Raw genomic sequence first — 25,325 nt, forward strand, 5'->3', positions numbered from 1 at the left:
GCGAGCAGCGCGCCTAGCGGCGTTGTCCGAACATCATTTGCCGTGCCAGCGCGGTTTTCACCGGTGGCAGGAATTCGAGCGCGGTCAGGGCGAGGCCGCGCACGATCGCGAGCGGCGCGAAGTCGATGGTGAAGAGACGCGCGAGGGTGTCGGTGGCGCCGATCGTCATGCGGCGGTCGAGCGCGCGGCGTTGCGCGAAGGTGGCCAGCGCGAGCGGCGTCGGACCTTCCGCCGAGAGGGCGTCGGCGAGCGAGTGTGCGTCGCGCAGTCCCAGATTCAGGCCCTGACCGGCTACCGGATGCAGCGTCTGCGCCGCGTTGCCGATCGCGACGATATGCCCGTTGACGAGCGTTTCCACGGCGTTCAGTCCCAAGGGGAACGACGCGCGCCCCTTGATATGCGTGAAACGGCCCATGCGGTCGCCGAACGCGGCGCCGAGTTCCTGGAGGAGGGCTTCGTCGGAGAGCTGCGCGCGGCGCGCGGCTTCCTCGGGCGCGCAGCACCAGACCAGCGCGTAATCGGCGCCGCGCACGCCGCCCATGGGCAGCAACGCGATCGGACCTTGCGACGTGAAGCGCTCCCACGCGACGTGCGGTTGCGGCGCCGACACGGTCACCGTGCCGACGAGTGCGGTCTGGCCGTAGTCCCGCGAGCCCGGTTCGACCGCGGCTCGGCCAGCGCGCCGTGCGGCCGCGCCGTTCCGGCCGGTTTGCTGACCGGCGCTTGTCGCCTCGATGCCGGCGGCTCGGTTGTCACGAGTTTCGCCGTTCTCATGGTGGCCGGCGTGCTCGCCCACATTCACGCCGGCTCCCTGGTCGTTCCGTTTGACTGGGCCTTTTCCTGACTTCTGGTCGCCGAACAGGCCGCCTTCGGCATTCACCAGAATGCGCGTGCGCAACTGCCGCGTGACGCCCGCGGTTTCGATCGGCAGCGTGACGCCGTCGCGTTCCTGCGTCGGCGCTCCGGCCGAGGTGGAGCGGAACCAGTGCACGGAGGTGGCGTGCACCGCCTCGGCGAGACCGTGGACGATCGAGCCGTAGCGCAGCACGTAGCCGAGCGCCGGCAGACCGTGCTCGCTGTGGTCGATCAGCGTGCGGCCGAAGTGGCCGCGCTGCGAGACGTGGATACGCTGGATCGCGGTCGCGTCGGCGGGCCAGCGCAGCGGCTCCAGGATCATCCGGCTGCCGTGCGACACGGCGATGGCGCGCGGATCGGCGATCGAATCTTCCGGCTCGCGCGCGTCGACGAGCGCGATCTTCAACTCCCGTGTCGCGCTGCGGCGCGCCAGCCAGCCGGCCAGCGCCAGCCCGACCGGACCGGCGCCGACGATCGTCACGTCGAAATCGAAAGGCTGGCCGGCCGCGGCGGGCTTCAGGATCACCGTCGACTGGGAAACATCGTTCATTGCGGATTACTTCCCTATTACTTGCTTGTTTCGCGAGCCGCGCGGGCTTCCTGCATCAGCGCTTCGATCTCGTCGGCGGCGACCGGCACTTCGCGCGTCATCAGCTCGCAGCCGGTGGGCGTGACGACGGCGTCGTCCTCGATGCGGATGCCAATGTTCCAGTAGCGCTCGGGCACGCCTTCGGTCGGCCGGATATACAGACCGGGCTCGATGGTCAGCGTCATCGATGCCTGCAGCGTGCGCCACGGCAACGCGCCCGCTTCGTCGCGCGGCGCGCCGCGTTCGCGATAGTCGCCGACATCGTGCACGTCCATGCCGAGCCAATGGCCGGTGCGGTGCATGTAGAAAGGCGCGTAGGCGCGCTCCGCGATCACGTCTTCTACCGAGGCGAACTTTGCGCGCTCGATGATGCCGGTGTCGAGCAAGCCCTGCGACAGCACGCGCACGGCGGCCTGGTGCGGGTCGTCGAAGGTGGCGCCGGCGCGGGTGGCGTCGATGGCGGCCTGCTGCGCGGCCAGCACGATGTCGTACAGCTCGCGCTGCGCCGGCGTGAAGCGGCCGCTCGCGGGGAAGGTGCGCGTGATGTCGGAGGCGTAGCCGTCGAGTTCGCAGGCCGCGTCGATCAGGATCAGGTCGCCGTCCTGTGCAATGGCGCTGCCCGCCGGGTAGTGCAGCACGCAGGCGTTCGCGCCCGCGGCGACGATCGACGTATAAGCCGGTGCCTGCGCGCCGAATTTGCGGAACGTGTAGAGCAGTTCGGCTTCGAGTTCATATTCACGCACGCCGGGACGGCACGCGGCCATTGCACGACGATGCGCGTGGGCCGAGATCTGCCCGGCGCGGCGCATGATGGCGAGTTCGTGGTCGTCCTTGATGAGCCGCATGTCATCGAGCAACGGAACGAGATCGTGGGCGGCGGCCGGTGCGGCGACACCGCCGCGCGCCTGAGCGCGCACCGCGTCGAGCCAGCCGCGCACCCGTTCGTCCAGTTGCGGCGAGGTGCCGAGCGCATAGTGCAGCGCCGGTTTGTCGGCGAGCAGACGCGGCAGCTGCGTATCGATTTCGCCGACGGCGAACGCCGCGTCGAAACCGAATGCCGCGCGCGCGCCGTCCGGGCCGAAGCGGAAACCTTCCCACGTCTCGCGCTCGACATTCTTGTCGCGGCAAAACAGCACCGAAGCCGGCGCGCCGGGCGCGGCGCTGGCGTCGAGCACCAGCAACGCCTCGGGTTCGGTGAAGCCGGTCAGGTAGTAGAAATAGCTGTCGTGCCGATAGGGATAATCGGCGTCACGGTTGCGCAGCGCTTCCGGTGCGGTGGGGACGATGGCGACGCCGCCGCCCGCCGCCCGGAGCGCGGCGAGTACGCGCTCACGGCGCGTGCGGTAGACGTCGATGGCGATGGTGGGTTCGGTCGGCTGGTTCATCGTGCGATTGTAGCGCCCATGCACGGAGTTATTTTGCGCGGGATACTGACGCGAGCGGGGGCGAAGGTGTCCGCGGCGCCGTTGCAACCCGCCCACAGCGAGGCTGCATGCGGCTCGCGAAGCGTCGCCACGACGCGCGTGAACGCTCGCTAAAGCCGCCGAGCACTTATACTTTCGCCGGATTCAGGAAAAGGCAGATGGTAATGATGAAACTCATCGGTTCGCTCGGCAGCCCCTTCGTGCGCAAAGCGCGCATCGTGCTGGCCGACAAGAAGATCGACTACGAACTGGTGCCCGAGAATGTCTGGGCGCCGGACACCCGGATTCACACCTTCAATCCGCTCGGCAAGGTGCCGTGCCTCGTCATGGAAGATGGCGAAGCGGTGTTCGACTCGCGGGTGATCTGCGAATACGTGGATACGCTGTCGCCGGTCGGCAAGCTGATTCCCCAGTCGGGACGTGAGCGCGTCGAGGTGCGTTGCTGGGAAGCGCTCGCCGACGGCGTGCTCGACGCAGCGGTGCTGATTCGCCTCGAAGGCACGCAGCGCGCGCCGGAGCAGCGCGTGGACGCGTGGGTCGCCCGCCAGCAGCGCAAGATCGACGAAGCCCTGATCGCAATGGCGCAGGGATTGGGCAGCAAGACCTGGTGCGCAGGCAATCACTACACGCTCGCCGACATCGCGGTGGGCTGCGCATTGGGCTATCTGGATTTCCGCATGCCCGAATTGAACTGGCGCGAGCCGTACCCGAATCTGGACAAACACTTCCAGAAGCTCTCGCTGCGCCAGTCGTTCATCGATACGGTGCCCGTCAACTAGGCCGGCGTCTTACTGCTTGCCGTTCTTTCGACGCCTGATACCCGGCCCGAACGCAAAGCCGAACGCCAGCAGAAACAGTGAAACCGCCAGCACGGTGTTGTTGCCGCTCGTGACATACGGCGTGCTGCCGGAAGTGCCTTGCACCGTGAGGTCGAGCGAGCCGACCGTGTAGGGTTGCAGGCGCCCGAGCACTTTGCCGTTGGCATCGATCGCGGCGGTCATGCCGGTGTTGGTCGCGCGCAGCATCGGGCGGCCGGTTTCCAGCGAACGCATGCGCGCGATCTGCAGATGCTGGTCGAGCGCGATCGTGTCGCCAAACCAGGCCAGATTGGTCGAATTGACCAGCACGCCGGCGGGCGTGTCGCTTTCGCGAATGGTCCGCGCAATCTCTTCGCCGAAAATATCCTCGTAGCAGATGTCCACCGCGACCGGCTGGTTGTGGACCATGAACGGCTTCTGCACCGGCGCGCCACGGAAGAAATCGCCGAGCGGGATACTCATCAGGTTGACGAACCAGCGGAAGCCCCACGGCACGAATTCGCCGAACGGCACGAGGTGGTGTTTGTCGTAGCGATAGACGTCGCGCGTGCCGGGCGTGACGCCGAACAGGCTGTTCGTATAGTCGATTACCTGGCCCTCCGGTGTGATCGTGCCGCCGATCGCGCCGAACAGGATTGCGCTGCCCGTCGTGTCCGAGAAGTTGCGCACCGCCGACGCGAAGGGCGCCGGCAATTGTTGCGCGAGTACCGGAATGGCGGTTTCCGGCGTGACGATCAGATCGGCCGGCTTCGAGGTGATCATCTGCTGATACTGGTCGATCGCGGCGCGCATGCCGGATTCCTCGAACTTCATTTCCTGTTTGACGTTGCCTTGCAGCAGGCGCACGGTCAGCGGGGCGTTGGCCGGCACGGTCCATTGCACGAGCGGCAGCAGCAGTCCGGCTGCGATCAGCGCCAGCGCGATCGCGCCAGGCGCGGCGACGCGCGACACACCCGGCTTCGCGCCGTTGCGGCCGGCGTCGCCGTTGGCGTTGCCGCGCGGCTTGCGCGAGCGTAGTAGCGGCAGCAGCGCCTGCACGATCAGCGCAGCCACCAGCGCTAGCATCCAGCCGACGCCGTATACGCCCGCCACCGGTGCGAAACCGGCGAACGGGCCGTCCACTTGAGCGTAACCGCTGGCAAGCCACGGAAAGCCCGTGAACACCGTACCGCGCAACCATTCGCCGATCGCCCATGCGCTCGCGAACGCCAGCGCCCCGTGCCATGTGGGCGAGAACGGTGTGTCGTCCGGGGCTGCGCCATTGCGCGCGTGACCGGCGCAGAACGACCAGACACCGGCCGCCAGCGCCGGATAAACCGCCAGATAGAGCGAGAACAGCACCACGGCCGCGCCGGCGAGCGGCGCCGCCATGCCGCCGTAAAAATGCATGCTGACGTAGAGCCACCACACGCCGGTCACGAAATTGCCGAAGCCGAAGGCGCCGCCCGTCAGCGCGGCACTTTTCCAGCCTGTGGTACGCGTGAGCCAGGCGAAGAAGAACACGAAGATCGCGAGTTCGAGCCAGCCGCCGTGCGGCGTCGGCGCGAACGAAAGCGTGTTGGCCGCGCCGGCGGCCAGCGCGACGAGGTAGTGCCAGCGAGGCAGCGTGCGGCCGCGAACTTGCTCGGCGGCGGAAGCGTTCACGCCGCGGCGCGAACGGGAAGTTATCGGGTCGGCCATTGTTGCGCGGTCGGCGTGAGGGGTTGAGAAGCGGATTGAAAAGCGGGTCGAAAAGCGAGCTAAGCAGCGAGCCAAAAAGCGGACTAAGCAGCGAGCCGAAAAGCGACCTGAAGAAGCGGCGAGAAAACCGGCCGCAACCGGATCAGGTCTGCACGTGCTGCGCTTCGCGCTCGCGCTGGCCGGCGAGCGGATCGCGGCGCACCAGCAGCATGTGAATCTGGCGGGCGTCGCCGCGCAGAATCTCGAAGATCAGATCGTCGAGGCGGACTTTTTCGCCCCGATGCGGCACCCGTCCGAAGTGATGCGTGACCAGTCCGCCGATCGTATCGACTTCGTCGTCTGAATAATGCGTGCCGAAGGCTTCGTTGAACTGTTCGATTTCGGTCAGCGCGCGCACGCGGAAGCGTCCGTCCGGCGAGGCGATGATGTTGCCGCTTTCCTCGTCGAAATCGTATTCGTCTTCAATATCGCCGACGATCTGTTCCAGCACGTCTTCGATCGTGATCAGGCCGGCCACGCCACCGTATTCGTCGACCACCACCGCGAGGTGATTGCGATTCACGCGGAAGTCGTGCAGCAGCACATTCAGACGCTTCGACTCGGGGATGAACACGGCCGGGCGCAGCATGCCGCGCACGTCGAACTCTTCTTCGGCGTAGTAGCGCAGCAGGTCTTTGGCGAGCAGCACGCCGATGATGTTGTCGCGATTGCCTTCGTAGACCGGATAGCGCGAGTGCGCTTTTTCCAGCACGTACGGGATAAATTCGGCGGGATTGTCCGCGATGTTGATCGCGTCCATTTGCGCACGCGGCACCATGATGTCGCGCGCGCTGAGTTCAGAGACCTGGAATACGCCTTCGATCATCGACAGCGAGTCGGCGTCGATCAGGTTGCGTTCGTGCGCGTCCTGCAGAATTTCCAGGAGTTCGGCGCGCGAGTCGGGCTCAGGCGAGATGAAGTCAGTCAGACGCTCGAGGAGTGAGCGCTTTTCCTGCGGTTTGTCGGTATGGCGTCGACTGGGATACGTGTCGTTCATGGTAGTGCGCCCGGCAAGACTGGGCGCGCTGTTGCAGAGCATTAAGGATACACCAGGCACATGGCAGGACCGTGTCCCGCCGGGCTGGGCGATGAGTGAAGCTGGGGTGAAGCGGCTTCGCCGTGAAGGGCGGGCGTGGGTCAATCCTAACTGATTACGCGCGGAAAAGCGTTTCCAGGAAAAAAAGCGCCATTCGTGACGATTATTCCTGGTCGGTCTTGAGGTCCGCTTTGACGTTAGCTTTGACGTCCGCCGTCGCGCCCACTTTCCGGCCCGCCTCGCGGCTTTCCTCGCGGCACCGTTCGAGCAGCGCTTCGAGCGCGCGGTCCGGCATGCCGCTTTCGCGCAGCGCATGCACGGTGCGGCTGACGTAATCGAGCGTAGTACCGTAGCGACCGCTGGCGCAACCGAACACGGTTTTGACGATGTCGTCGTGCAGCTTGCCCGTGTAGCTTGGCACGTCGCGGCGCATCACGAACGCCAGCGCATCGACGCGCCGGCCGTCGGCGAGCACGCACGGCAGCCACGCCGGCCGATACGAGCCCATTGCCATTTCGCGGCGCCAGAGCGCCTCGAGATGCGGCGCCGAGCCTTCGGCCGCCAGCCGGAACGCGATGCCGGTGCACGAGCCGCCGCGATCGAGCGCGAGCACGAGGCCCGGCTGTTCGGGCGTGCCGCGATTGACGCGCGACCAGAGATAGAGTCCGCGATGGTAGCCGTGAACTCGCGATCGGGTTGCTTCGACGGTGGGCAGGCCGGGATTCCAGATCAGCGACCCATAGCCGAACAGCCACAGATCGCTTTTGCGGTCCCAGTCGCGCAGCGTGCAGTCGAGCGATGCGCGCAGTTCCTCGTCTGTCAGCAGCCGCGATTCGCCGAGCACCGGTGGATAGTCCGGGCAGGGCGTTCGGGTGTCGGCTTCAGGGGACGAGGTGCTCACGATGGGCTTTTGTGCGGGTTGGGCGTTGGAGGCGCGTTGGCGATCAGCGCCTACTGGTACGGATCGGGAAACCCGAGCTTGCCGAGGATTTCCGTTTCGATCGCTTCCATTTCCTCGGCTTCTTCCTCGACTTCGTGGTCGTAGCCCTGGGCGTGAAGCGTGCCGTGCACGAGCAGATGCGCGTAGTGCGCGACGAGCGGCTTGCCCTGCTCGGCGGCTTCCTTCTCGACCACCGGGCAGCACAGGATCAGGTCGCCCGTCACCGGATCGTCTTCCGACTCGGCGTAGGCGAAGGTCAGCACGTTGGTCGAATAATCCTTGCCGCGATAGGTGCGGTTCAGCGTGCGGCCTTCTTCGGCGTCGACGAAACGCACGGTCAGTTCACCGTCCGCAAAGAGCGCCGCCTTGATCCAGCCGGCCACGGTGGCGCGCGGCAGCAGCGCCTTGTGTTCCGGCCAGGCCTTGGCAGCGGGGAATTGCAGGTTCAACGTCAGTTTTGGGGCGCGGCTCATGCGGTTTCGTCGTGTTGCGTTTTTTGCGTTCGTTGCGGTTGCGGGCGATTAGCGCGAATCCGCCGGACTGGCGGTTTTCTGCGAATGCGCATCGTACGCCTCCACAATTCGCGCGACCAGCGGATGCCGCACCACGTCCGCACTCGTAAAGCGTGTGAGCGCGATGCCGCGTACGTCGGCGAGCACCTGCTGTGCTTCGATCAGACCGCTCTTGTGGCCGCGCGGCAAGTCGACCTGGGTCGTGTCGCCGGTCACGACCGCTTTCGAACCGAAGCCGATCCGCGTGAGGAACATTTTCATCTGTTCGGGCGTGGTGTTCTGCGCCTCGTCGAGAATGATGAACGCGTGGTTCAGCGTGCGGCCGCGCATGTACGCGAGCGGCGCGATTTCGATCATCTGCCGCTCGAACATCTTGGCGGTTTTGTCGAAGCCGAGCAGGTCGTACAGCGCGTCGTACAAAGGACGCAGATACGGATCGACCTTTTGCGCCAGATCGCCCGGCAGGAAGCCGAGACGCTCGCCCGCTTCCACAGCCGGACGCGTCAGCACGATGCGTTTGACCTGATCGCGCTCCAGCGCGTCCACCGCGCAGGCCACCGCCAGATAGGTCTTGCCGGTGCCGGCCGGGCCGATGCCGAAGGTCACGTCGTGCGAGATGATCTGCTTCAGATACTCGCGCTGCGCCGGCGTGCGGCCGCGCAGATCCGCGCGCCGCGTGTACAGCTTCGGGCCGAGTTCTTCGACGTCGTCGTCCACGGCGTCGGCGGGCTGGTCGAACGGATGATCCGGATTGCCCGGGAAACGCGGGTCTATCGCTTCCGTGCCGTGTCCGTTGCCGTTCGCGCGATGCCGTGCCGGTTGACGCACTTCAACGAGCGCGAGCTGGATGTCGTCGACCGACAGCGGCTTCTGTGAGTTGTCGTAGAACTTTTCGAGCGCGGTGAGTGCGAGTTTCGCGCCGCGTCCACGAATCGTGATGCGGTGGCCGCGGCGTTGCAGCGTCACGTCGAGCGCCTGCTCGATCTGGCGCAGATTTTCGTCGAGCGGGCCGCAGAGGTTGGCGAGCCGCGCGTTGTCTTCACGCGGTGCGGTGAATTCCAGATGCTGCTGAGTGGTCTTCAAGGCGGTGGTTCGATCCTGTCGGTTTCGATACGCGGGTTGCTTCGCGGATTTGCGTCGCGGGTTGGCGTCGCTCAGTGGGTCGTGGCCGGTGCGTCGTCATGCACCAGCACGAGCTCGCCACGGAGCGAATGTGGGTACGCTTTGACGATTTTCACGTCCACCATCTGGCCGATCAGCCGCGAGTGCGACGCGACCGGCGCCGGGAAATTCACCACCCGGTTGTTTTCGGTGCGGCCCGCGAGTTCGTTCGGGTCCTTGCGCGCCGGGCGCTCGACCAGAATGCGCTCGATCTTGCCGACCATCGAATCGCTAATGCGCTGCACGTTTTCCTCGATGGTGGCCTGCAAATGCTGCAGACGCTTGAGCTTCACCTCACGCGGCGTGTCGTCGTGCAGATTCGCGGCCGGCGTGCCGGGGCGCGGGCTGTAGATGAACGAGAAGCTGGTGTCGTACTTCATCTCGTGCACGAGCGCCATCATCTTGTCGAAGTCTTCTTCCGTCTCACCGGGGAAGCCGACGATCATGTCCGTGGAGAGCGACAGGTCGGGGCGGATCGCGCGCAGCTTGCGGATCACCGACTTGTATTCGAGCACCGTGTAGCCGCGCTTCATGGCCATCAGGATGCGGTCCGAGCCGTGCTGCACGGGCAGATGCAGGTGGCTGACGAGCTTCGGCACCTTCGCGTAGGTGTCGATCAGGCGCTGCGTGAATTCTTTCGGATGCGACGTGGTGTAGCGAATCCGTTCGATGCCCGGAATATCCGCGACGTATTCGATCAGCGTGGCGAAGTCGGCGATTTCCAACGAACCGAGCGTGAGACCGGCGCGGTAGGCGTTCACGTTCTGGCCGAGCAGCGTGACTTCGCGCACGCCCTGATCGGCAAGGCCGGCGATTTCGGTCAGCACGTCGTCCAGCGGACGGGACACTTCTTCGCCGCGCGTGTACGGCACGACGCAATAGCTGCAGTACTTGCTGCAGCCTTCCATGATCGACACGAATGCGCTCGGGCCGTCCACACGAGCCGGCGGCAGGTGATCGAACTTTTCGATTTCCGGGAACGTGATGTCCACTTGCGCGCGGCCGCTTTCGCGGCGCTTGTCGATCATTTGCGGCAGACGGTGCAGCGTTTGCGGGCCGAACACCAGATCGACATACGGCGCGCGCGCAACGATCGACGCGCCTTCCTGGCTCGCCACGCAGCCGCCCACGCCGATAATCAGATTCGGATTCGCTTCTTTCAGTTCGCGCACGCGGCCGAGGTCGGAGAAAACTTTTTCCTGGGCCTTTTCGCGCACCGAGCACGTATTGAACAGAATGACGTCCGCGTCTTCCGGCGTGTCGGTCTTGACGAGTCCTTCAGCCGCGCCGAGTACGTCGACCATTTTGTCGGAGTCGTACTCGTTCATCTGGCAGCCAAAGGTCTTTACATAAACTTTCTTGGTCATCGAATTTCGCCGGTCGCAGTGGTTAACCTGGGGGCGTCGTTTAAAAGGTGAAGAGGGGCGAAACGTGCGCGCGGGCCGTGTGGCGGCGCTTTCGGCCACTGGCGGGCGGGTTTCGGGGCACGTTTGCAGCGTAGCTCAATATTATAGCCCTTCGCGCGATGCGGTTTCCGCGGCCGCCTTGCGGCCCGCCGGCTCAGGCGGCAAGCCCAGCAACCCTTCCAGTTCATCCGACACGCGCGCGAAGCGTTCACTCAGGAAGTCGAGCAGCACGCGCACACGCGGCGCCATGAAGCGGTTGCGATGGTAGAGCGCGTGCAGTGGCGCATTCGGATAACGCCATTCCGGCAGCAGGATTTTCAGGCCGTCGGCGCGCAGGTCGGCTTCCACGTCCCACATCGACTTGATCACGATGCCGTAACCGCGCAGCGCCCATTCGCGGGCCACCGCGCCGTCGTTGGTCTCACGGGCGGTTTCGAACGGCACGGTGTAGTGCTGCACCTCGTCGCCGCGCGTGAACCGCCATTCGTTCACCGGCCCGGATGCGGTGCCGAGCACGATGCAGTCGAAATTCGCGAGATCGTGCGGATCCTTCGGTTCGCCCTTGCGTGCGATGTAGTCCGGCGACGCGCACAGCACGCGGCGGTTCGGCGCCAGTTTGCGGGCGACCAGCGAGCTGTCCTGCGGCACGCCGAAGCGGATCGCCAGATCGATATCCTCCTGCACTAGATTCGACAGCGAGTCCGAGAGCGTCAGCGCGAAGGTCACTTCCGGATAGAGCGCGTTGAACTCGTCGAGCCAGTGCATCAGCAGATTGCGGCCGAAGTCCGAGGTGGCCGACACCCGCACCTTGCCGCGCACCACGCCTTGGCCGGCTTGCAGGGCGGCTTCGGCGTCGTCGAGCGATTGCAGCGCCTGACGGCAGCAATTCAGGTACAGGCGGCCTTCGTCGGTGAGTCGGAGTTGACGGGTGGTGCGTTCGAACAGGCGCGCTTTGAGGCCGGCTTCGAGCTTGGCGAGGCGCGCGCTGGCGGCGGCCGGCGTCAGGCCCATCTTGCGGCCCGCCGCCGACAGGCTGCCTTGCTGCGCCGCTTCAACGAACAGGCGAATGTCACCGAGGTTGTCCATGGCAGTTCTTTCAAATCAGATTTGAAAATGCTTCAAATGCTACGCCAATTATCAAATCGACGCGTGTCCTCGACAATCCCAGCATCGAAATCCCTGATGCCGCCCGAACCATGCACCTCGATCACGCGACGATCGTCACCGCCGACCTCGATTCCGCCCGACATCTCTTCGTCGATGTCGCCGGGCTGACCGAGGGCGCGCGTCCGCCGTTTTCGGTCGACGGCTACTGGCTCTATGCAAACGGCAGCCCGCTGATTCATCTGATCGACGCGACGGTGCCTGCCTCGGCCGGCAGGATGGCGCCGCGTATCGATCACATCGCGTTCCGTATGGAGAGCGCCGCCGAATGGCAGGCGCTGCTCGGCCGCTTGCATACCCACGGCGTGGACTATCAAACGGCGCATGTGCCGCAGATGGGCCCGCAGGAAGCTCAGGCGCAACTCTTCGTGGCGCTTGCGCCGGGCGTCGTCGTCGAATTCGTGACGGCGCTGCATCACGCTCAACCTTGAATGCTGGAGTAGAAAAATGCCCATTCCATTACTGGCGCTGGCGATCAGCGCATTCGCGATCGGCACGACCGAATTCGTCATCATGGGCTTGCTGCCCGAGGTCGCGCACGATCTGGCCGTGTCGATTCCATCAGCGGGCTTGCTGGTGAGCGGCTACGCGCTCGGCGTCGCCGTCGGCGCGCCGCTGCTCGCGGTGGTGACCAGCAAGATGCCGCGCAAGCTGGCGTTGCAGTTGCTCATGGGCGTGTTCATCGTCGGCAATACGCTGTGCGCGATCGCGTCCAGCTATTCCGTGCTGATGGTCGCGCGGGTGGTCACTTCGTTCGCGCACGGTTCGTTCTTCGGCATCGGCGCGGTGGTGGCGGCGTCGCTCGTGCCGGCGGAAAAGCGCGCGAGCGCGATTGCACTGATGTTCACCGGCCTGACGCTCGCGAACGTGCTCGGCGTGCCGTTCGGCACGTTCATCGGGCAGGAGTTCGGCTGGCGCGCGGCGTTCTGGATCGTCAGCGCATTCGGCGTGCTGTCGCTCGCGGGCATCACGGCGCTGTTGCCGAATCGTCACGACGCAGGCCCGGTCGGTCTCGGTCATGAAGTGCGCGTACTGAAGGACCCGCAAGTCTGGACCGCGCTCGCGATGACGGTGCTCGGCTTCGGCGGTGTATTTGTCGTGTTCACCTATATCGCGCCGATTCTCGAACAGGTGAGCGGTTTCTCGCCACGCGGCGTCACGCTGATCCTGGTGCTGTTCGGCGTGGGCCTGACAATCGGCAACACGGTCGGCGGCAAGCTGGCGGATCGCGCGCTGATGCCCTCACTGATGGGCATTCTGGTCGCGCTGGCGGTGGTCATGGCGATTTTCGCGCGCACCAGTCATTCGCAAGTGGCCGCGGCGATCACGATTTTCGTGTGGGGTATTGCCGCCTTCGCGACGGTGCCGCCTTTGCAGATGCGCGTGGTCGAGAAGGCCGCTGCGGCGCCGAATCTGGCTTCGACGCTGAACATCGGGGCGTTCAATGTCGGCAATGCGGGCGGCGCGTGGCTCGGCGGGCTCGTGATCAACCATGGCCATTCGCTCGATACCCTGCCGTGGGTAGCGGCGGCGGTCAGCGTGTCGGCGCTGCTGCTCACGTGGCTCGCGGCGCGCATGGACGCGCCGTCCTCGAGCGTGGTGCAGGGCGCGTGAAGGTGTGGATGTGTCAGCCGGCGAGTCGGCGCGTGTGCGCGCCCTTATGAAAAATTCGCACAAGCATTGCGGAAAACGTCCTCCGCAATGCTGATAACAGTGTGAAGATAACTTCGTTGGGCGCGGCGGGACGCGATGCTATCGTGCTTGCACTAACCGCTTGCCCGCCGTCCGGCGGCGCTTCTGGAGGCAATCATGCATTCCCCGCTTGCGCTGGTTCGCGATCCCACGGCTGACACCGATGCGTCGCCGCGTGCCGCAGAACCCTTCGATGCACTGGAACATCTGGTCGGCGTGAATCTCGCCCGCTTGCGCGCCGAACGGCAACTGTCGCTCGACGCTTTGGCCCGCGCGTCCGGCGTGTCGCGCGCGATGCTCGCGCAAATCGAGTCGGCACGCAGCGTGCCGTCCATCAAGGTGCTGTGCAAGGTGGCCGCTGCGTTGAAGGTGTCGGTGGCGGCTTTCTTGCGCCGTCACGCGACTAACGGCTTCGAGCATTTGCCGGCGGAGCGCTCGTCGCGCGTCGTCAGTTCGAATGGGCGCTATTCGGCCCGGCCGCTTTATCCCGACGCCGAGCCGACCGCCGCCGAGTTTCACGAACTGCGTATCGCGCCGTTGCACACCGAGGCCGGCACGCGCCGCGCGCCAGGCACGACGGTGAATCTGGTGGTGAGCGAAGGCACGCTGGAAGTCAGCGTGCACGATCAGCGCCAGTTGCTGGCCACCGGCGACGCGATCGTGTTCGACGCCGACCAGCCGCACAGCCTGCGCAATCCCGGCGACACGGAAGCGCGCGCGTTTCGCGTGACGCTGAAGGCGGAGACGCCGCCGCGCTGGGACGTGCCCGCGCACGGCGAGACCGCGCGCGAGGCCGCGCCGGTTTGATCACGTTTCGCAGACGGGTGAGCCAGGAATTGGGGATTTCCGTCTGATCAGTAGGGTTGCGCTGCATGGGCGGCGCGGCTGTTGTATGCTTTGCCAGCCGGTCGATCCGGTAATCAGTGCGTCTTCAGGGCGGGGTGAAATTCCCCACCGGCGGTATGCCGGCAGCGCGAAAGCGTGAGCCGGTGAGCCCGCGAGCGCCCGCGTCGTCAGTGTGTTTGGACCTGTGCAACTGCGTTGCATGGGACCAGCGTAATCGCCAAAGCGATCACGCTGGTCGACATGGGGTCAGCAGATCTGGTGAGAAGCCAGAGCCGACGGTTAGAGTCCGGATGGAAGAAGATGTGCAGATAGTCATGTTCGTTTCCGTGGCGCCGCTTGCAGGTCCGGGCGGTGCGCGAACGCCGCCTGAAGCGGCGTTCAGCGGCGCGTCTTTGTCTGTTTGCAATGCCCTGAAACGTTTTTCGCCCAACTTTTGCGATGAGCGTTTCAACTATGTCTTTTGCTACTTTTCCTGCTCCGTCGACGATTGCGGATAGCGCATTCCTCGATCTCCCCTTGCTCGACACCGAGCCCGTTCCGCCACGTATCGCCGCCGCCTTGCAAGCCATGCGCGATGGCCGCGCCGTCGTGCTGCAAGACGACCACGACCGCGAGAACGAAGCCGATCTGATCGTCTCCGCCGAGCGTCTGTCCGTCGAAACCATGGCGTTGTTGATTCGCGAGTGCAGCGGCATTGTGTGCCTGTGCCTGCCGGACGAGAAGATCCGCGCGCTCGAATTGCCGCCGATGGCTGTCAACAACGAAAGCCGTCACGGCACCGCGTTCACCGTCTCGATTGAAGCGCGCGACGGCGTGACCACCGGCGTATCCGCACTCGATCGCGTGACGACAATTCGCGCCGCGATCGCCGATACGGCCAAGCCCGCCGATATCGTGCGCCCGGGCCATGTGTTCCCGTTGCGTGCGCAACCCGGCGGCGTGCTCGCCCGTCGCGGCCATACCGAAGGCACGGTGGACCTGGCTATTCTCGCGGGTCTGAAGCCGGCCGGTGTGCTGTGCGAACTGATGAACCCGGACGGCACGATGACGCGCGGCGCGGACGTGGAGCGCTTCGCCGCGCAACACAATCTGCCGATGCTGACCATTGCCGAACTGGTGGAGTTTCGTCAGGCGTTGGCGCAAGCGCGCGAATGCGTGGCTGACGAGGCTTAGTGCGGGAAGGGTGCGCGCGCGTGAGGTGAGGCGCGCACTCGCTCCAGTTCGGACGCAAAAAAGCCGGCTCTTCCAGCCGGCTTTCCATTTGCCGCAAACGGCTACGTTCGTACGTCGCCGCGTACGCCGGCTCGACAGCCGGCTTATCCGATTGCCGCGAACAAACTACGACTGCACGTCGCCGAACTCGCCGCGTACGCCGGCTTCGACCAGCGCGGGCAATTCGTCCATATGCTGCATGATGCGAGTCATACCCATCTTGCGAAGCGCGTCCGCGTAGCCATCGGGAATATGGCTCGCGCCGACGAAGGCGATCGTTTTCATACCCGCCGCACGCGCGGCATTCAAACCCGCCACGCTGTCCTCCACCACCACACACCGTGACGGCTCCACACCCAGCGTCTGTGCGGCGAACAGATAGACGTCGGGATAAGGCTTCGGCCGGGCCACCTGTTCCGCGCTGAAAATGCGTTCACCGAAAATCTGCTGCAAACCCGCGCGCCGTACCGACGCGTTCACGCGCGCCATGCGGCTGTTCGAGACGACGGCGGCCGGCAACGTGACACGTTGCAAGGCATCGCGCACGCCGTTGATCGGGCTGAGCGAGGCTGCAAGCGCAATCTCGACGTTGTGTTCGATGGTGTCGAAAAAATTCGCGGGGAGCGTGATGTCGAACGACTTCTCGATACCTTCGAGAAAACGCGACGTTTGCTGGCCAAAAGCCGTTTTGACGATGGGTTCGAAATCGAGGCCGGGAAACGTGGCGGTCAGCGTTTCGAACATGACGCGGTCAGCGATGATTTCGCTGTCGACGAGCACGCCGTCGCAGTCGCAAATGAGGTGGTCGATCATGGCTGAAAACGGAAAGCGAAGCGCATGGGCAAGGCAATTGCAAGCTTATGCGCGGAGAGTGAAAGCGTCATGATACGTGCTTTGGCGCCGCCTGCGCGGCGCCGCCGTTCTCCGTCACGGCTTCGGAACGTCCTGGGTGGGCGTTCGAGGCGGCTCTTGACTACGCCGTCAGATCAATGCGCGTGCAGATACAGATACAGGCACGCAGCCGCCGCGCCGCCCAGCAACGGACCGCACACCGGAATCCACGCATAGTGCCAATCGCTGTCGCGCTTGCCCGGAATCGGCAGCAGCGCATGCATCAGACGCGGCGACAGGTCGCGCGCGGGGCTCATTGCGTAGCCGGTCGGGCCGCCGAGCGAGATGCCGATGCCGAGGACCAGCAGGCCGACCGGCAGCGCGTCGAGCGCGCCGAGGCCGACTTGAGGCGACGCCAGATACAGCACGCCGAGAATCAGCACGAACGTGGCGATCATTTCGGTGAGCAGGTTATGCGGCACGCTGCGAATCGCCGGCGCGGTGCAGAACACGCCGAGCTTCACGTCGGCATCGCCTTCTTTCGCGAAGTGCTGGCGATACGCGACCCACACGAGCAGCGCGCCAGCCATGCCGCCGAGCATCTGCGCGGCCACATAGCCCGGCACTTTGGCCCACGCGAACTTGCCGGCCAGCGCGAGGCTGACGGTCACGACAGGATTCAGGTGCGCGCCGCTGAACGAAGCGGTGACATAGACGGCAATGAACACGGCCATCGCCCAGCCCATCACGATCACGATCAGGTCCGCGCCTTTGCCTTTGGTCCGCGCGAGCAGCACGTTGGCGACGGCGCCGTCGCCGAGCAGCACCACGAGCGCCGTGCCGATGAATTCTGCAATGTAAGGATGCATCGTTTGGTATCCGAAATATAGTTGTCAGGGAAGCCGCGGGATAAGCGGCTTCTTTATGTCGAGAGGCGAGTGTTAGAAAACCCTGCTCAGGGCGTGTCGGCCCATGCCTTCGCGGCGCGGATCGCGCGCTTCCAGCCGTCGAGGCATTCCTTCACGTCGGCATGCGGCAGCGCGGGGGTGAAGCGGCGGTCGAGCTTCCATTGGCTTTGCAGTTCGTCGACATCCTTCCAGTAGCCGACTGCGAGCCCGGCCAGATAAGCCGCGCCCAATGCGGTCGTTTCCGATACCTTGGGGCGCACGGCGTCGACGCCGAGAATGTCCGCCTGGAATTGCATCAGCAGATTGTTCGCGCAGGCGCCGCCGTCCACTCGCAATTCGCCGATGCGAATGCCGGAGTCGGCTTCCATCGCCTTCAACACGTCGAGCGATTGATAGGCGATCGAGTCGAGCGCGGCGCGTGCGATATGCGCCGACGACGTGCCGCGCGTCACGCCGAACAGCGTGCCGCGAGCGCGTGCGTTCCAGTGCGGCGCGCCGAGACCGGCGAAGGCGGGCACCAGATACACGCCGTCGCAATGCGGCACGCTGCGCGCCAGCGTCTCGATTTCAGCGGCGTTCTTGATGATGCCAAGGCCATCGCGCAGCCATTGCACCACGGCGCCGCCAATGAAGATGCTGCCTTCCAGCGCGTAATTGATCTGATCGCCGATCTGCCAGGCGATCGTGGTGACGAGATTGTTCTTCGATTCGATCGGCTTGTCGCCGGTATTCATCACGAGGAAGCAGCCGGTGCCGTAGGTGTTCTTCACCATGCCCGACTCGGTGCACATCTGGCCGAAGAGGGCAGCGTGCTGGTCGCCGGCGATGCCCGCGAGCGGAATCTTGGAAGCGAACACGGTGGTCTTGGTCGGCCCGTACACTTCCGAGGAAGCGCGCACTTCCGGCAGCATGCTGCGCGGAATGTCGAGCGCTTCGAGCAGATCGTCGTCCCATTTCAGCGAGTGGATGTTGAACAACATGGTGCGCGACGCGTTGGTGACGTCGGTGACGTGCAGGCCGCCCTTGGTGAAATTCCACACGAGCCAGCTATCGACGGTGCCGAATGCAAGGCGCCCCTGTTTGGCCTTTTCGCGCGCGCCTTCTACGTTGTCGAGAATCCAGCGGATCTTGGTCGCCGAGAAATACGAGTCGATCGGCAAGCCGGTTTTCGCGCGGACTTTTTCTTCGAGACCCTGCTCCTTCAACTGGTCGCAGAAGTCGGCAGTGCGGCGGTCCTGCCAAACGATCGCGTTATAGATCGGATGGCCGGTTTCGCGATCCCACACGATGGTGGTCTCGCGCTGATTGGTGATGCCGATCGCGGCGATCGAGGTGCCGTTCATGCCGGCGCGCGTCACGGCTTCAGCGGCGACGCCCGCCTGAGTCGACCAGATTTCCTGCGGATCGTGCTCGACCCAGCCCGGACGCGGGTAGATTTGCTGGAATTCCTTTTGAGCGGTCGACACGATATTGCCGAGCCGGTCGAACAGCATCGCGCGCGAGCTGGTGGTGCCTTGGTCAAGCGCGAGGATGTACTGATCCTGCATTGTCTCTTCTCCATGCGTTTTATGAATCGCCGGACGGGTAGCCGGCGACGGGAACGGCTTGTTGTTTTAAGCGGGCTGCAACACGTGTGACGATGCGGCCCAGCCAGGTCCAGCCGAGAGGTGAAGCGATCCGGTTCCTTCGGATGCAGCGGTGCGCTGCGTAGCGATATCTGACTATGCGCTCTGTCGCGCGGATTCGCGGGCGAACCATGTATCGATATCGCGTGTGATCGAATCGAGCGTGCCCGGTTCGACATGCAAGCCGAGTTTCGAACGGCGCCACAGCACGTCCTGCGCGCTGCGCGCCCATTCGGTGTCGCGCAGATAAGTCAGTTCCGCTTCGTACAGGCCGGGCGCGAAAGCGCGGCCGAGATCGGCCACAGAGCGCGCGTTGCCGATGACATGCTTGGCACGTGTGCCGTAGGCGCGGGCAAGGCGGTGCGCCAGATCGGCCGGCAGCCACGCATGCTGCTGCTTGAATTCGCTGAGAAAGCGCTCGAAGTTGGCGTTCGGCATATCGCCGCCGGGCAACGGCGCACCGGCCGTCCATGACGACGCGCCGTTTTGCAGCGCTTGCGCGAGTTTGTCGACGGCTTCTTCCGCCAGTTTGCGGAAGGTCGTGATCTTGCCGCCGAACACCGACAGCAACGGCGCTTCACCGGCAGGCGCGTCGAGTTCGAGCGAGTAGTCGCGCGTGACCGCCGACGGGTTGTCCGCGCCTTCCTCCTCGAGCAGCGGACGCACGCCCGAATAGGTCCAGCGCACGTCGGCGGGCGAGATCTTCTGCTTGAAATAGCGGTTGATCGAGTCGCACAGGTACTGCGTTTCTTCCGCGTTGATCGCCACTTTCGACGGGTCGTCGCGATACTCGAGATCCGTCGTGCCGATCAGCGTGTAATCGTGTTCGTAGGGAATCGCGAAGATGATGCGCTTGTCCGGATTCTGGAAGATATACGCGTGATCGTGCTCGAACAGCCGCCGCGTGACGATGTGACTGCCTTTCACGAGCCGCACGCTGTGCGATGCCGCGCGGCCGAGCGCGCCTTGCAGCAGTTCGCCGACCCACGGGCCCGCGGCGTTCGCAATCGATGCGGCGCGCACGTCCAGAATCGTGCCGTCGTCGCGCTTGAGCTGGGCGCGCCATTCGCCGCCGGCGCGCACGGCGCTCAGCAGTTTCGTGCGCGTGAGGATTTTCGCGCCGCGCTCTTTGGCGTCCAGTGCGTTCAATACGACCAGACGCGCGTCGTTGACCCAGCCGTCCGAGTACACAAAGCCGCGCTTGATCGAATCGACCAGCGGCACGCCCGCCGGATGGTTGCGCATCACAATGCCGCGCGAACCCGGCAGCAGTTCGCGTTTGGCGAGATGGTCGTACAGGAAAAGACCGGCGCGGATCAGCCAGGCCGGGCGCAGATCGGGCATGTGCGGCATCACGAAGCGCAGCGGCCACATGATGTGCGGCGCGGCGCGCAAGAGCGTTTCACGCTCCTGCAGGGCTTTGCGCACCAGCCCGAACTCGCGGTATTCCAGATAGCGCAGGCCGCCGTGAATCAGCTTGGTACTGGCCGACGACGTGTGCGCCGCCAGGTCGTCCTGTTCGCACAGCAGCACCGACAGGCCGCGGCCCGCCGCATCGCGAGCGATGCCGGCGCCGTTGATCCCACCGCCCACGACGAGCAAATCGTATCTTGAGCCTTGCGTCACCTGCTGTGTCCCCTGCGCTGTGTATCTGAGATATGAAAAGCCGTTTAGAAAATCTATCGAATCGATAGTGTTCGTTTTCGAACTTTAATGAACATATTCGAAAAAGTAAAGTTCGGATCGTTTGGCTGACCCTCTAACCGGCGTGCGGGTAGTGGCGCAACGCGCGGCCACGGACGATACTCTCGGCAGCAGCCATTTCGAGGTGAATTCATGCGTGGACTTTTGATGATCGGCGCCGCAGCGCTTCTCGCGGGATGCGTCAGCTCGCCGAGCCTGACGGGAACAATGGGCGCACCGTCGTTCGTGTCGTTGCAACAGATGTGCAGTGCCCAGACGGTCGACTACGGCAACGACGCGCAAGGCGTCTACGCGGCCATGTTCGACGCTTATGTGGCGAACCGGCATGGCAAGTTGTCGAAGGACGATTTCTGCGCGTTCCAGACGTCGATCGCGCAGCGTTACACGAGCCAGGGCACGAGCGCCGATCCGCAAGTACGCAATCAGTGGGTGACGTTCTTCATCGACCAGCGGGCCAGGGCGTTGAGCTGGCGCGCGGCCGTCGATCCGACTTTGCGCAACGGCTGAGATTCAAGCGGGGGCTGTGTTCCACAACGTTTGCTGCCGGTGGCTGAACGGATGCAAGTGTGGTTTGCGCTAGCCGCGCTGCGGCTGCGCGCCGCGCCATAACATGCGGCGAATCTGAGCGAATACGGCTTCGCGCGTCGGCGTATCGTGGACGGCCGGTTGCTGCGCCTGAGGCAGCGGCAACTGATTGGCTAGCGTCAGCATGGTGAAGCCATGCAGACTCGCCCAGTAGGCGTAGCCGATCAACTGGGGATCGCCCTCCAGAATGCCCGCGGCCACGAGCCGCTCGAAGTGTGCGCGGAGCATGCGCCACGCGCGCTGCGAGGCGGCGGCGAGTTCCGGGTAGACGCTGTCCCGTTGAGTCAAATCAAACATTAAACGGTAGGCATGCGGTTCGTCGAGTGCGAAAGCGACGTAGGCTTCGCTCACCAAAGAATGATCCGTTTCCGGGGCGGCTTTGGCTGCCGCTTCGAGGCGCGTCGCGAAGCGATTGAAGGCGGCCGCGCGGACCATCGCGAGAATCTCGTCCTTGTCGCGGAAGTAGCGATAGGGCGTCATGGCGCTGCACCCCAACTCCTTGGCCAGTTCGCGCATCGTCACGCCCTCCGCGCCGCGCGTGGCGAACGCGTCCTCGGCCACGCGCCGCATGGCCTCGCGAAATTGCTGGATGTCGTCGGGGGAAAGCGTTTTGGGCATGCGCGAAGGCAGAAGGTCCGTCGCGTCAATTTACTGCGTAAATGAGTTGGGCACAATAAAGCGGACACGGGACGGCGTCCTGCTTTTCGCACGAATGGTGTCCGGGCCATCTCATCGCACCGCATGCACGCGCTGCTTGCCCGCGTCACCGCGCCGGACATCGACTGACAGTCCGGCGGTGAGACGCGGTAAAACCCGTTAAATCGCGGTAAGACCCGGAAAACTAGGAAAGTCGCTTGATGGCCCGCAATGCGCTATCGCCCGTTTCAGTCACGCGCCATTGTTCGTTGCCCGACGCGAGCCGTTCGAGTTGCACGAGCTGGCGTTCCAGCAGTGCGTCGAGTTCTTCTCGCTCCATGTCGACTTGATTGGGAGCGTCCTTGACGAGCAACAACGTGGCGAATTCATGCGGACTCAGCATCGTTCTCTCCATGTCAAGCAAACGCGGACGGCCTTGCCGGCAACTGGCTCAAACCAGTGAAGTCCGCAAAGAATCAGGCGGGAGGTACGGCTAACACGACAGTTTCACGCAACCGGCGCTACGCGGAACGCGCAATGCACGCTGGGGAACTGGAGTGTAGTCAACCGCACGTTAAACACCAAATCGGCCCCAGTAAATTTTCCCTTTGACAATTGGGCGTGTCAGCGGCGGTTGGGGGTCGCAGCCAGATTCTTGATTTCACTCGAAGTTTCCCGTGCGCTGCAACATGGCGGAGAACGCCTGGAATTATTCGGCGACATACACCTGGCAGTTGGCGGCGGTGAGCGTCTCGGTCATCTCGGCAGGCGGCGCCATGTCCGTGAACAACGCGTCGATCTGATCCAGATGGCCTTGACGGACCAGCGCGGGCCGGCCGAATTTCGAGTTGTCGGCGGCGAGGAAAACGGTGCGCGCATGCTGGATGATCGCCTCGGCCACGCGCACTTCGCGCGTATCGAAATCGCGCAGCGTACCGTCGGGTTCGATGCTCGAGGTGCCGATGATCGCGAAGTCCACCTTGAACTGCCGGATGAAATCGATCGCCAGTTCGCCGACGATCCCTTTGTCCCACGGCCGCACGATGCCGCCCGTCACCAGCACCTCGCAATCCGGATAGCCGCTCATCATGCTGGCGACGTTCAGGTTGTTGGTGATCACGCGCAGGCCGCGGTGGCGGTTGAGCGCGCGCGCTACTTCTTCGGTGGTGGTGCCGAGGTTGATGAAAAGCGACGCCTGGTCGGGAATGTGAGTGGCCACTAGCGCCGCGATGCGCCGCTTCTCTTCATGGAACATGCGCTGACGCGCGGTGTAGGAGACGTTCTCGGAACTGGTCGGCAGGCTGGCGCCGCCGTGATAGCGGCGCAGCAGGTTCATGTCGGCGAGCCAGTTGACGTCGCGGCGGATCGTCTGCGGCGTCACGTCGAAGTGGGCCGCGAGGTCGTCCACGGTCACGAAGCCGTCGCGTTGCACCCACTCCAGCAGTTCCTGTTGCCGGGCGTTGAGAGTCAGGCGGGGGTCTCGGGTCATGTGTCTCGGTTCGTGGGATTTTTGTCTGCGTGACCCGCCGCCGGCGCGTGAGGCTTGGCCAGTAAGCGGGTAATGCGTGAACGGGGTGAGCGTATTGTAAGACCATCGCGCGCCTTGTCTGCCAACACGTGCGACATGCATAAGATGTGAGACGACGGTGCGGCGGCCAGCGAGACGCATTCAGGTTGTTTACGCATTTATTCAGTTCATAAATGAATTTGTTTTTTGGGTCGGATCACGATGCAATCCCGGGTTCTTCGTTTGATTCGTGCTTCGCCGGCGTTTTCCTGATTCGCCCCGTTTCCGATGGTTCCGCGTTCCGCAAGCCGGGCCGCGCTTTCAAGAGTGTTCGACATGACTGGCTTCAACTGGCAAAACCCTTATCCGACGCCGCGTCTTCCTGTATTCGCGCGCAACATCGTTTCGACTTCGCATCCGCTCGCGGCGCAAGCCGGGCTGCGCATGCTCTGGAAGGGCGGCAATGCCGTCGATGCGGCCATTGCGGCAGCGGCCGCTATCACCGTGGTCGAGCCGGTATCGTGCGGTTTGGGCGGCGATGCCTTCGCCCTGGTGTGGGACGGCAAGAAGCTGCATGGGCTGAACGCGTCGGGCGTGTCGCCGGCGGCATGGAATGTCGACTACTTCAAGCGCAAGTACGGCGAGGAAAACGGTCTTGCGAAGCAGCCCACGCGTGGCTGGGGCGCGGTGACGGTGCCTGGCGTGATCGCCGGCTGGGAAGCGCTGCATCAGAAATTCGGCACGCTGCCGTTCGCCGACCTGATGGAGCCGGCCATCGAGATCGCCGAGCGCGGTCATGCGGTGGCAAGCATCGTCGCCTACAAATGGGCGGCGGCCGTGCCGGAACTGAAGGACCTGCCGGGCTTCGCGCAAACCTTCATGCCGCGCGGCCGCGCGCCCGAAGTGAGTGAGCTGGTACGCTTTCCCGGCCACGCAAAGACGCTGCGCAAGCTTGCCGAGCAAGGCCCGCGCGCGTACTACGAGGGCGAGATCGCCGAGCAGATCGCCGCGTTTGCGCGCGAAGGCGGCGGCGCGCTGACCACCGACGATCTGCGCAACTACAAAGCGGATTGGGTCGAGCCGATCGGCAAGGACTATCGCGGTTACACGGTGCACGAGATTCCGCCGAACGGGCAGGGCATTGCGGCGCTGATCGCGCTGGGCATCCTCGAAAAATTCGATGTGAAGGAACTGGCGGTCGACAACGTCGAGTCGCAGCACTTGCAGATCGAAGCCATGAAGCTCGCGTTCGCCGATGTCTATCGCTACGTGGCCGATCCGCGTTCGATGGAAGTCACGCCCGAGCAGATGCTCGACGACGCGTACCTGACCTCGCGCGCCAAGCTGATCGATCACAAGCGCGCCACACAGTTCGACTTCGGCATGCCGAAGGCAGGCGGCACGATCTACATGTCGGTGGCGGACGAGCGCGGCATGATGGTCAGCTTCATCCAGTCGAACTACATGGGCTTCGGCTCGGGCATCGTGGTGCCGGACAGCGGCATCGCCATGCAGAACCGCGGTTGCGGTTTTTCGATGGACCCGAAGTCGCCGAACGTGGTGGAAGGCGGCAAGCGTCCGTTCCACACGATCATCCCGTCGTTCCTCACGCAGCAGGTGAACGGCCAGCAGGAAGCGGTGATGAGCTTCGGCGTGATGGGCGGCGACATGCAGCCGCAAGGTCATCTGCAATCCGTCGTGCGGATGCTCGACTACGGTCAGCAGCCGCAGGCCGCGTGCGACGCGCCGCGCTGGAAGGTCAATCGCGACTTCACGATCGACATCGAGTCGACGCTCGATCCGAAGACCGCCGAGGCCTTGCAGAAGCGCGGCCACGTCATCAAATCGGTGGACGATCCGTACATGGACTTCGGCTCCGGCCAGTACATCTGGAAGCTCGATCGCAACGATCCGGAGCGCGGCTATGTGGCGGCGAGCGACAGCCGCCGTGACGGGCTGGCCGCCGGGTTCTGAAAGCATCCACGCGCGCGGCGGCCGCCCATCGAGTCGGCCGCTTCGCTACGCGCGCAGCCACGCACGCGCGGCATCGTGCACGGAGTCGGCGGCGCGCGTGACCGACTGCCATTTCACGGCATCGCAACAATCAGAATTGCCGGACGCCAACGGCGCTTCCGGTACACCCGGCATCGGGCAT

24 protein-coding genes and 1 riboswitch are annotated in these 25,325 nt (G+C 64.4%); of the genes, 8 read left to right on the plus strand and 16 right to left on the minus strand.

Features of this window, described 5'->3' with window-relative positions:
- Positions 1 to 13: 13 nt before the first annotated feature.
- On the minus strand, positions 14 to 1,405 hold the full coding sequence (locus P0D71_RS08945) for a UbiH/UbiF/VisC/COQ6 family ubiquinone biosynthesis hydroxylase (protein WP_408301239.1): 1,392 nt from the start codon (positions 1,403 to 1,405) through the stop codon (positions 14 to 16).
- A gap of 17 nt (positions 1,406 to 1,422) precedes the next feature.
- On the minus strand, positions 1,423 to 2,829 hold the full coding sequence (locus P0D71_RS08950; protein WP_408479759.1) for an aminopeptidase P N-terminal domain-containing protein: 1,407 nt from the start codon (positions 2,827 to 2,829) through the stop codon (positions 1,423 to 1,425).
- 203 nt (positions 2,830 to 3,032) lie between these two features.
- Between P0D71_RS08950 and P0D71_RS08955 the strand changes: the two genes are divergently transcribed.
- Positions 3,033 to 3,647: a glutathione S-transferase C-terminal domain-containing protein gene (locus P0D71_RS08955; protein WP_408479760.1), complete on the plus strand. Its 615-nt coding sequence runs from the start codon at positions 3,033 to 3,035 to the stop codon at positions 3,645 to 3,647.
- Between the two features lie 9 nt (positions 3,648 to 3,656).
- Here P0D71_RS08955 and lnt read toward each other — a convergent pair whose 3' ends face one another.
- The 7 genes from lnt to P0D71_RS08990 form a co-directional block, all read right to left on the minus strand.
- The gene (gene lnt, locus P0D71_RS08960; RefSeq protein ID WP_408479761.1) at positions 3,657 to 5,366 is read right to left on the minus strand and encodes an apolipoprotein N-acyltransferase; all 1,710 of its coding nucleotides are present in this window, start codon (positions 5,364 to 5,366) and stop codon (positions 3,657 to 3,659) included.
- Between the two features lie 142 nt (positions 5,367 to 5,508).
- A complete protein-coding gene (locus P0D71_RS08965) occupies positions 5,509 to 6,402 on the minus strand; it encodes a CorC family transporter (protein ID WP_408186172.1) in 894 nt (297 codons plus the stop codon).
- 202 nt (positions 6,403 to 6,604) lie between these two features.
- Positions 6,605 to 7,342 (minus strand): gamma-glutamylcyclotransferase, encoded by a 738-nt coding sequence (locus P0D71_RS08970; RefSeq protein WP_408479762.1) that lies wholly within the window; start codon positions 7,340 to 7,342, stop codon positions 6,605 to 6,607.
- Positions 7,343 to 7,392: 50 nt separating this feature from the next.
- Positions 7,393 to 7,854: an rRNA maturation RNase YbeY gene (ybeY, locus tag P0D71_RS08975; RefSeq protein WP_091799244.1), complete on the minus strand. Its 462-nt coding sequence runs from the start codon at positions 7,852 to 7,854 to the stop codon at positions 7,393 to 7,395.
- Between the two features lie 48 nt (positions 7,855 to 7,902).
- The gene (locus tag P0D71_RS08980) at positions 7,903 to 8,976 is read right to left on the minus strand and encodes a PhoH family protein (protein WP_095418276.1); all 1,074 of its coding nucleotides are present in this window, start codon (positions 8,974 to 8,976) and stop codon (positions 7,903 to 7,905) included.
- 71 nt (positions 8,977 to 9,047) lie between these two features.
- Positions 9,048 to 10,421 (minus strand): tRNA (N6-isopentenyl adenosine(37)-C2)-methylthiotransferase MiaB, encoded by a 1,374-nt coding sequence (gene miaB / locus P0D71_RS08985; protein WP_408479763.1) that lies wholly within the window; start codon positions 10,419 to 10,421, stop codon positions 9,048 to 9,050.
- Between the two features lie 141 nt (positions 10,422 to 10,562).
- Positions 10,563 to 11,546, minus strand: a complete 984-nt coding sequence (locus P0D71_RS08990) for a LysR family transcriptional regulator (protein ID WP_408479764.1) — start codon at positions 11,544 to 11,546, stop codon at positions 10,563 to 10,565.
- Between the two features lie 110 nt (positions 11,547 to 11,656).
- Here P0D71_RS08990 and P0D71_RS08995 point away from each other — a divergent pair, with 110 nt between their 5' ends.
- The 5 genes from P0D71_RS08995 to ribB all read left to right on the plus strand — a co-directional run bounded on the left by P0D71_RS08995 (position 11,657) and on the right by ribB (position 15,335).
- Complete coding sequence (locus tag P0D71_RS08995; protein WP_408186177.1) at positions 11,657 to 12,055, plus strand: VOC family protein; 399 nt, start codon at positions 11,657 to 11,659, stop codon at positions 12,053 to 12,055.
- 16 nt (positions 12,056 to 12,071) lie between these two features.
- Positions 12,072 to 13,238, plus strand: coding sequence for an MFS transporter (locus P0D71_RS09000; RefSeq protein ID WP_408479765.1), 1,167 nt, complete (start codon positions 12,072 to 12,074; stop codon positions 13,236 to 13,238).
- Between the two features lie 195 nt (positions 13,239 to 13,433).
- On the plus strand, positions 13,434 to 14,123 hold the full coding sequence (locus tag P0D71_RS09005) for a helix-turn-helix domain-containing protein (protein ID WP_091799260.1): 690 nt from the start codon (positions 13,434 to 13,436) through the stop codon (positions 14,121 to 14,123).
- A gap of 116 nt (positions 14,124 to 14,239) precedes the next feature.
- Positions 14,240 to 14,468, plus strand: a riboswitch (FMN riboswitch).
- Complete coding sequence (locus P0D71_RS09010; RefSeq protein WP_177205068.1) at positions 14,453 to 14,659, plus strand: hypothetical protein; 207 nt, start codon at positions 14,453 to 14,455, stop codon at positions 14,657 to 14,659. It overlaps the preceding riboswitch by 16 nt.
- Entirely contained in the window at positions 14,616 to 15,335 is a 720-nt protein-coding gene (gene ribB, locus P0D71_RS09015; RefSeq protein WP_091799263.1) for a 3,4-dihydroxy-2-butanone-4-phosphate synthase, read from the plus strand. The genes P0D71_RS09010 and ribB overlap by 44 nt, the downstream gene beginning before the upstream one ends.
- A 165-nt stretch (positions 15,336 to 15,500) precedes the next feature.
- Here ribB and P0D71_RS09020 read toward each other — a convergent pair whose 3' ends face one another.
- From P0D71_RS09020 to glpD, 4 genes are all read right to left on the minus strand, one after another.
- On the minus strand, positions 15,501 to 16,187 hold the full coding sequence (locus P0D71_RS09020; protein ID WP_091799266.1) for an HAD family hydrolase: 687 nt from the start codon (positions 16,185 to 16,187) through the stop codon (positions 15,501 to 15,503).
- A gap of 173 nt (positions 16,188 to 16,360) precedes the next feature.
- Complete coding sequence (locus tag P0D71_RS09025) at positions 16,361 to 17,074, minus strand: MIP/aquaporin family protein (RefSeq protein WP_408186179.1); 714 nt, start codon at positions 17,072 to 17,074, stop codon at positions 16,361 to 16,363.
- An 86-nt stretch (positions 17,075 to 17,160) separates the two neighbouring features.
- On the minus strand, positions 17,161 to 18,660 hold the full coding sequence (gene glpK / locus P0D71_RS09030) for a glycerol kinase GlpK (protein WP_408479766.1): 1,500 nt from the start codon (positions 18,658 to 18,660) through the stop codon (positions 17,161 to 17,163).
- A gap of 174 nt (positions 18,661 to 18,834) precedes the next feature.
- Positions 18,835 to 20,364 carry a glycerol-3-phosphate dehydrogenase gene (gene glpD, locus P0D71_RS09035; protein ID WP_091799275.1) on the minus strand — a complete coding sequence of 510 codons (1,530 nt, stop codon included), beginning with the start codon at positions 20,362 to 20,364 and terminating at the stop codon, positions 18,835 to 18,837.
- Between the two features lie 210 nt (positions 20,365 to 20,574).
- Here glpD and P0D71_RS09040 point away from each other — a divergent pair, with 210 nt between their 5' ends.
- Entirely contained in the window at positions 20,575 to 20,949 is a 375-nt protein-coding gene (locus P0D71_RS09040) for a hypothetical protein (protein ID WP_408479767.1), read from the plus strand.
- A gap of 69 nt (positions 20,950 to 21,018) precedes the next feature.
- Here the strand turns inward: P0D71_RS09040 and P0D71_RS09045 are convergent, their stop codons facing one another.
- The 3 genes from P0D71_RS09045 to P0D71_RS09055 all read right to left on the minus strand — a co-directional run bounded on the left by P0D71_RS09045 (position 21,019) and on the right by P0D71_RS09055 (position 23,152).
- Positions 21,019 to 21,645, minus strand: a complete 627-nt coding sequence (locus P0D71_RS09045; protein ID WP_408479768.1) for a TetR/AcrR family transcriptional regulator — start codon at positions 21,643 to 21,645, stop codon at positions 21,019 to 21,021.
- 223 nt (positions 21,646 to 21,868) lie between these two features.
- Positions 21,869 to 22,066 carry a hypothetical protein gene (locus P0D71_RS09050; RefSeq protein ID WP_177205069.1) on the minus strand — a complete coding sequence of 66 codons (198 nt, stop codon included), beginning with the start codon at positions 22,064 to 22,066 and terminating at the stop codon, positions 21,869 to 21,871.
- Between the two features lie 306 nt (positions 22,067 to 22,372).
- Positions 22,373 to 23,152, minus strand: a complete 780-nt coding sequence (locus tag P0D71_RS09055) for a DeoR/GlpR family DNA-binding transcription regulator (protein ID WP_091799287.1) — start codon at positions 23,150 to 23,152, stop codon at positions 22,373 to 22,375.
- Between the two features lie 354 nt (positions 23,153 to 23,506).
- Here P0D71_RS09055 and ggt point away from each other — a divergent pair, with 354 nt between their 5' ends.
- The gene (gene ggt / locus P0D71_RS09060; protein WP_408479769.1) at positions 23,507 to 25,144 is read left to right on the plus strand and encodes a gamma-glutamyltransferase; all 1,638 of its coding nucleotides are present in this window, start codon (positions 23,507 to 23,509) and stop codon (positions 25,142 to 25,144) included.
- The last annotated feature ends 181 nt before the right edge of the window (positions 25,145 to 25,325 follow it).

The organism is Paraburkholderia sp. RL17-383-BIF-A (assembly GCF_046028015.1).
GTDB lineage: Bacteria > Pseudomonadota > Gammaproteobacteria > Burkholderiales > Burkholderiaceae > Paraburkholderia.

What these genes read in the sequence shown, in the direction of transcription:
- P0D71_RS09005 (WP_091799260.1), top strand. Translation starts at nt 13,434, where the DNA reads ATGCATTCCCCGCTTGCGCTGGTTCGCGATCCCACGGCTGACACCGAT.
- ggt (WP_408479769.1), top strand. Translation starts at nt 23,507, where the DNA reads ATGACTGGCTTCAACTGGCAAAACCCTTATCCGACGCCGCGTCTTCCT.
- P0D71_RS09050 (WP_177205069.1), bottom strand. Translation starts at nt 22,066, where the DNA reads ATGCTGAGTCCGCATGAATTCGCCACGTTGTTGCTCGTCAAGGACGCT.
- P0D71_RS09010 (WP_177205068.1), top strand. Translation starts at nt 14,453, where the DNA reads ATGGAAGAAGATGTGCAGATAGTCATGTTCGTTTCCGTGGCGCCGCTT.
- lnt (WP_408479761.1), bottom strand. Translation starts at nt 5,366, where the DNA reads ATGGCCGACCCGATAACTTCCCGTTCGCGCCGCGGCGTGAACGCTTCC.
- P0D71_RS09000 (WP_408479765.1), top strand. Translation starts at nt 12,072, where the DNA reads ATGCCCATTCCATTACTGGCGCTGGCGATCAGCGCATTCGCGATCGGC.
- miaB (WP_408479763.1), bottom strand. Translation starts at nt 10,421, where the DNA reads ATGACCAAGAAAGTTTATGTAAAGACCTTTGGCTGCCAGATGAACGAG.
- P0D71_RS08965 (WP_408186172.1), bottom strand. Translation starts at nt 6,402, where the DNA reads ATGAACGACACGTATCCCAGTCGACGCCATACCGACAAACCGCAGGAA.
- P0D71_RS08995 (WP_408186177.1), top strand. Translation starts at nt 11,657, where the DNA reads ATGCACCTCGATCACGCGACGATCGTCACCGCCGACCTCGATTCCGCC.
- P0D71_RS09020 (WP_091799266.1), bottom strand. Translation starts at nt 16,187, where the DNA reads ATGATCGACCACCTCATTTGCGACTGCGACGGCGTGCTCGTCGACAGC.
- P0D71_RS09055 (WP_091799287.1), bottom strand. Translation starts at nt 23,152, where the DNA reads ATGACCCGAGACCCCCGCCTGACTCTCAACGCCCGGCAACAGGAACTG.
- P0D71_RS09045 (WP_408479768.1), bottom strand. Translation starts at nt 21,645, where the DNA reads ATGCCCAAAACGCTTTCCCCCGACGACATCCAGCAATTTCGCGAGGCC.
- glpK (WP_408479766.1), bottom strand. Translation starts at nt 18,660, where the DNA reads ATGCAGGATCAGTACATCCTCGCGCTTGACCAAGGCACCACCAGCTCG.
- P0D71_RS08990 (WP_408479764.1), bottom strand. Translation starts at nt 11,546, where the DNA reads ATGGACAACCTCGGTGACATTCGCCTGTTCGTTGAAGCGGCGCAGCAA.
- P0D71_RS08945 (WP_408301239.1), bottom strand. Translation starts at nt 1,405, where the DNA reads ATGAACGATGTTTCCCAGTCGACGGTGATCCTGAAGCCCGCCGCGGCC.
- P0D71_RS09040 (WP_408479767.1), top strand. Translation starts at nt 20,575, where the DNA reads ATGCGTGGACTTTTGATGATCGGCGCCGCAGCGCTTCTCGCGGGATGC.
- P0D71_RS08950 (WP_408479759.1), bottom strand. Translation starts at nt 2,829, where the DNA reads ATGAACCAGCCGACCGAACCCACCATCGCCATCGACGTCTACCGCACG.
- ybeY (WP_091799244.1), bottom strand. Translation starts at nt 7,854, where the DNA reads ATGAGCCGCGCCCCAAAACTGACGTTGAACCTGCAATTCCCCGCTGCC.
- P0D71_RS09025 (WP_408186179.1), bottom strand. Translation starts at nt 17,074, where the DNA reads ATGCATCCTTACATTGCAGAATTCATCGGCACGGCGCTCGTGGTGCTG.
- ribB (WP_091799263.1), top strand. Translation starts at nt 14,616, where the DNA reads ATGTCTTTTGCTACTTTTCCTGCTCCGTCGACGATTGCGGATAGCGCA.
- P0D71_RS08955 (WP_408479760.1), top strand. Translation starts at nt 3,033, where the DNA reads ATGATGAAACTCATCGGTTCGCTCGGCAGCCCCTTCGTGCGCAAAGCG.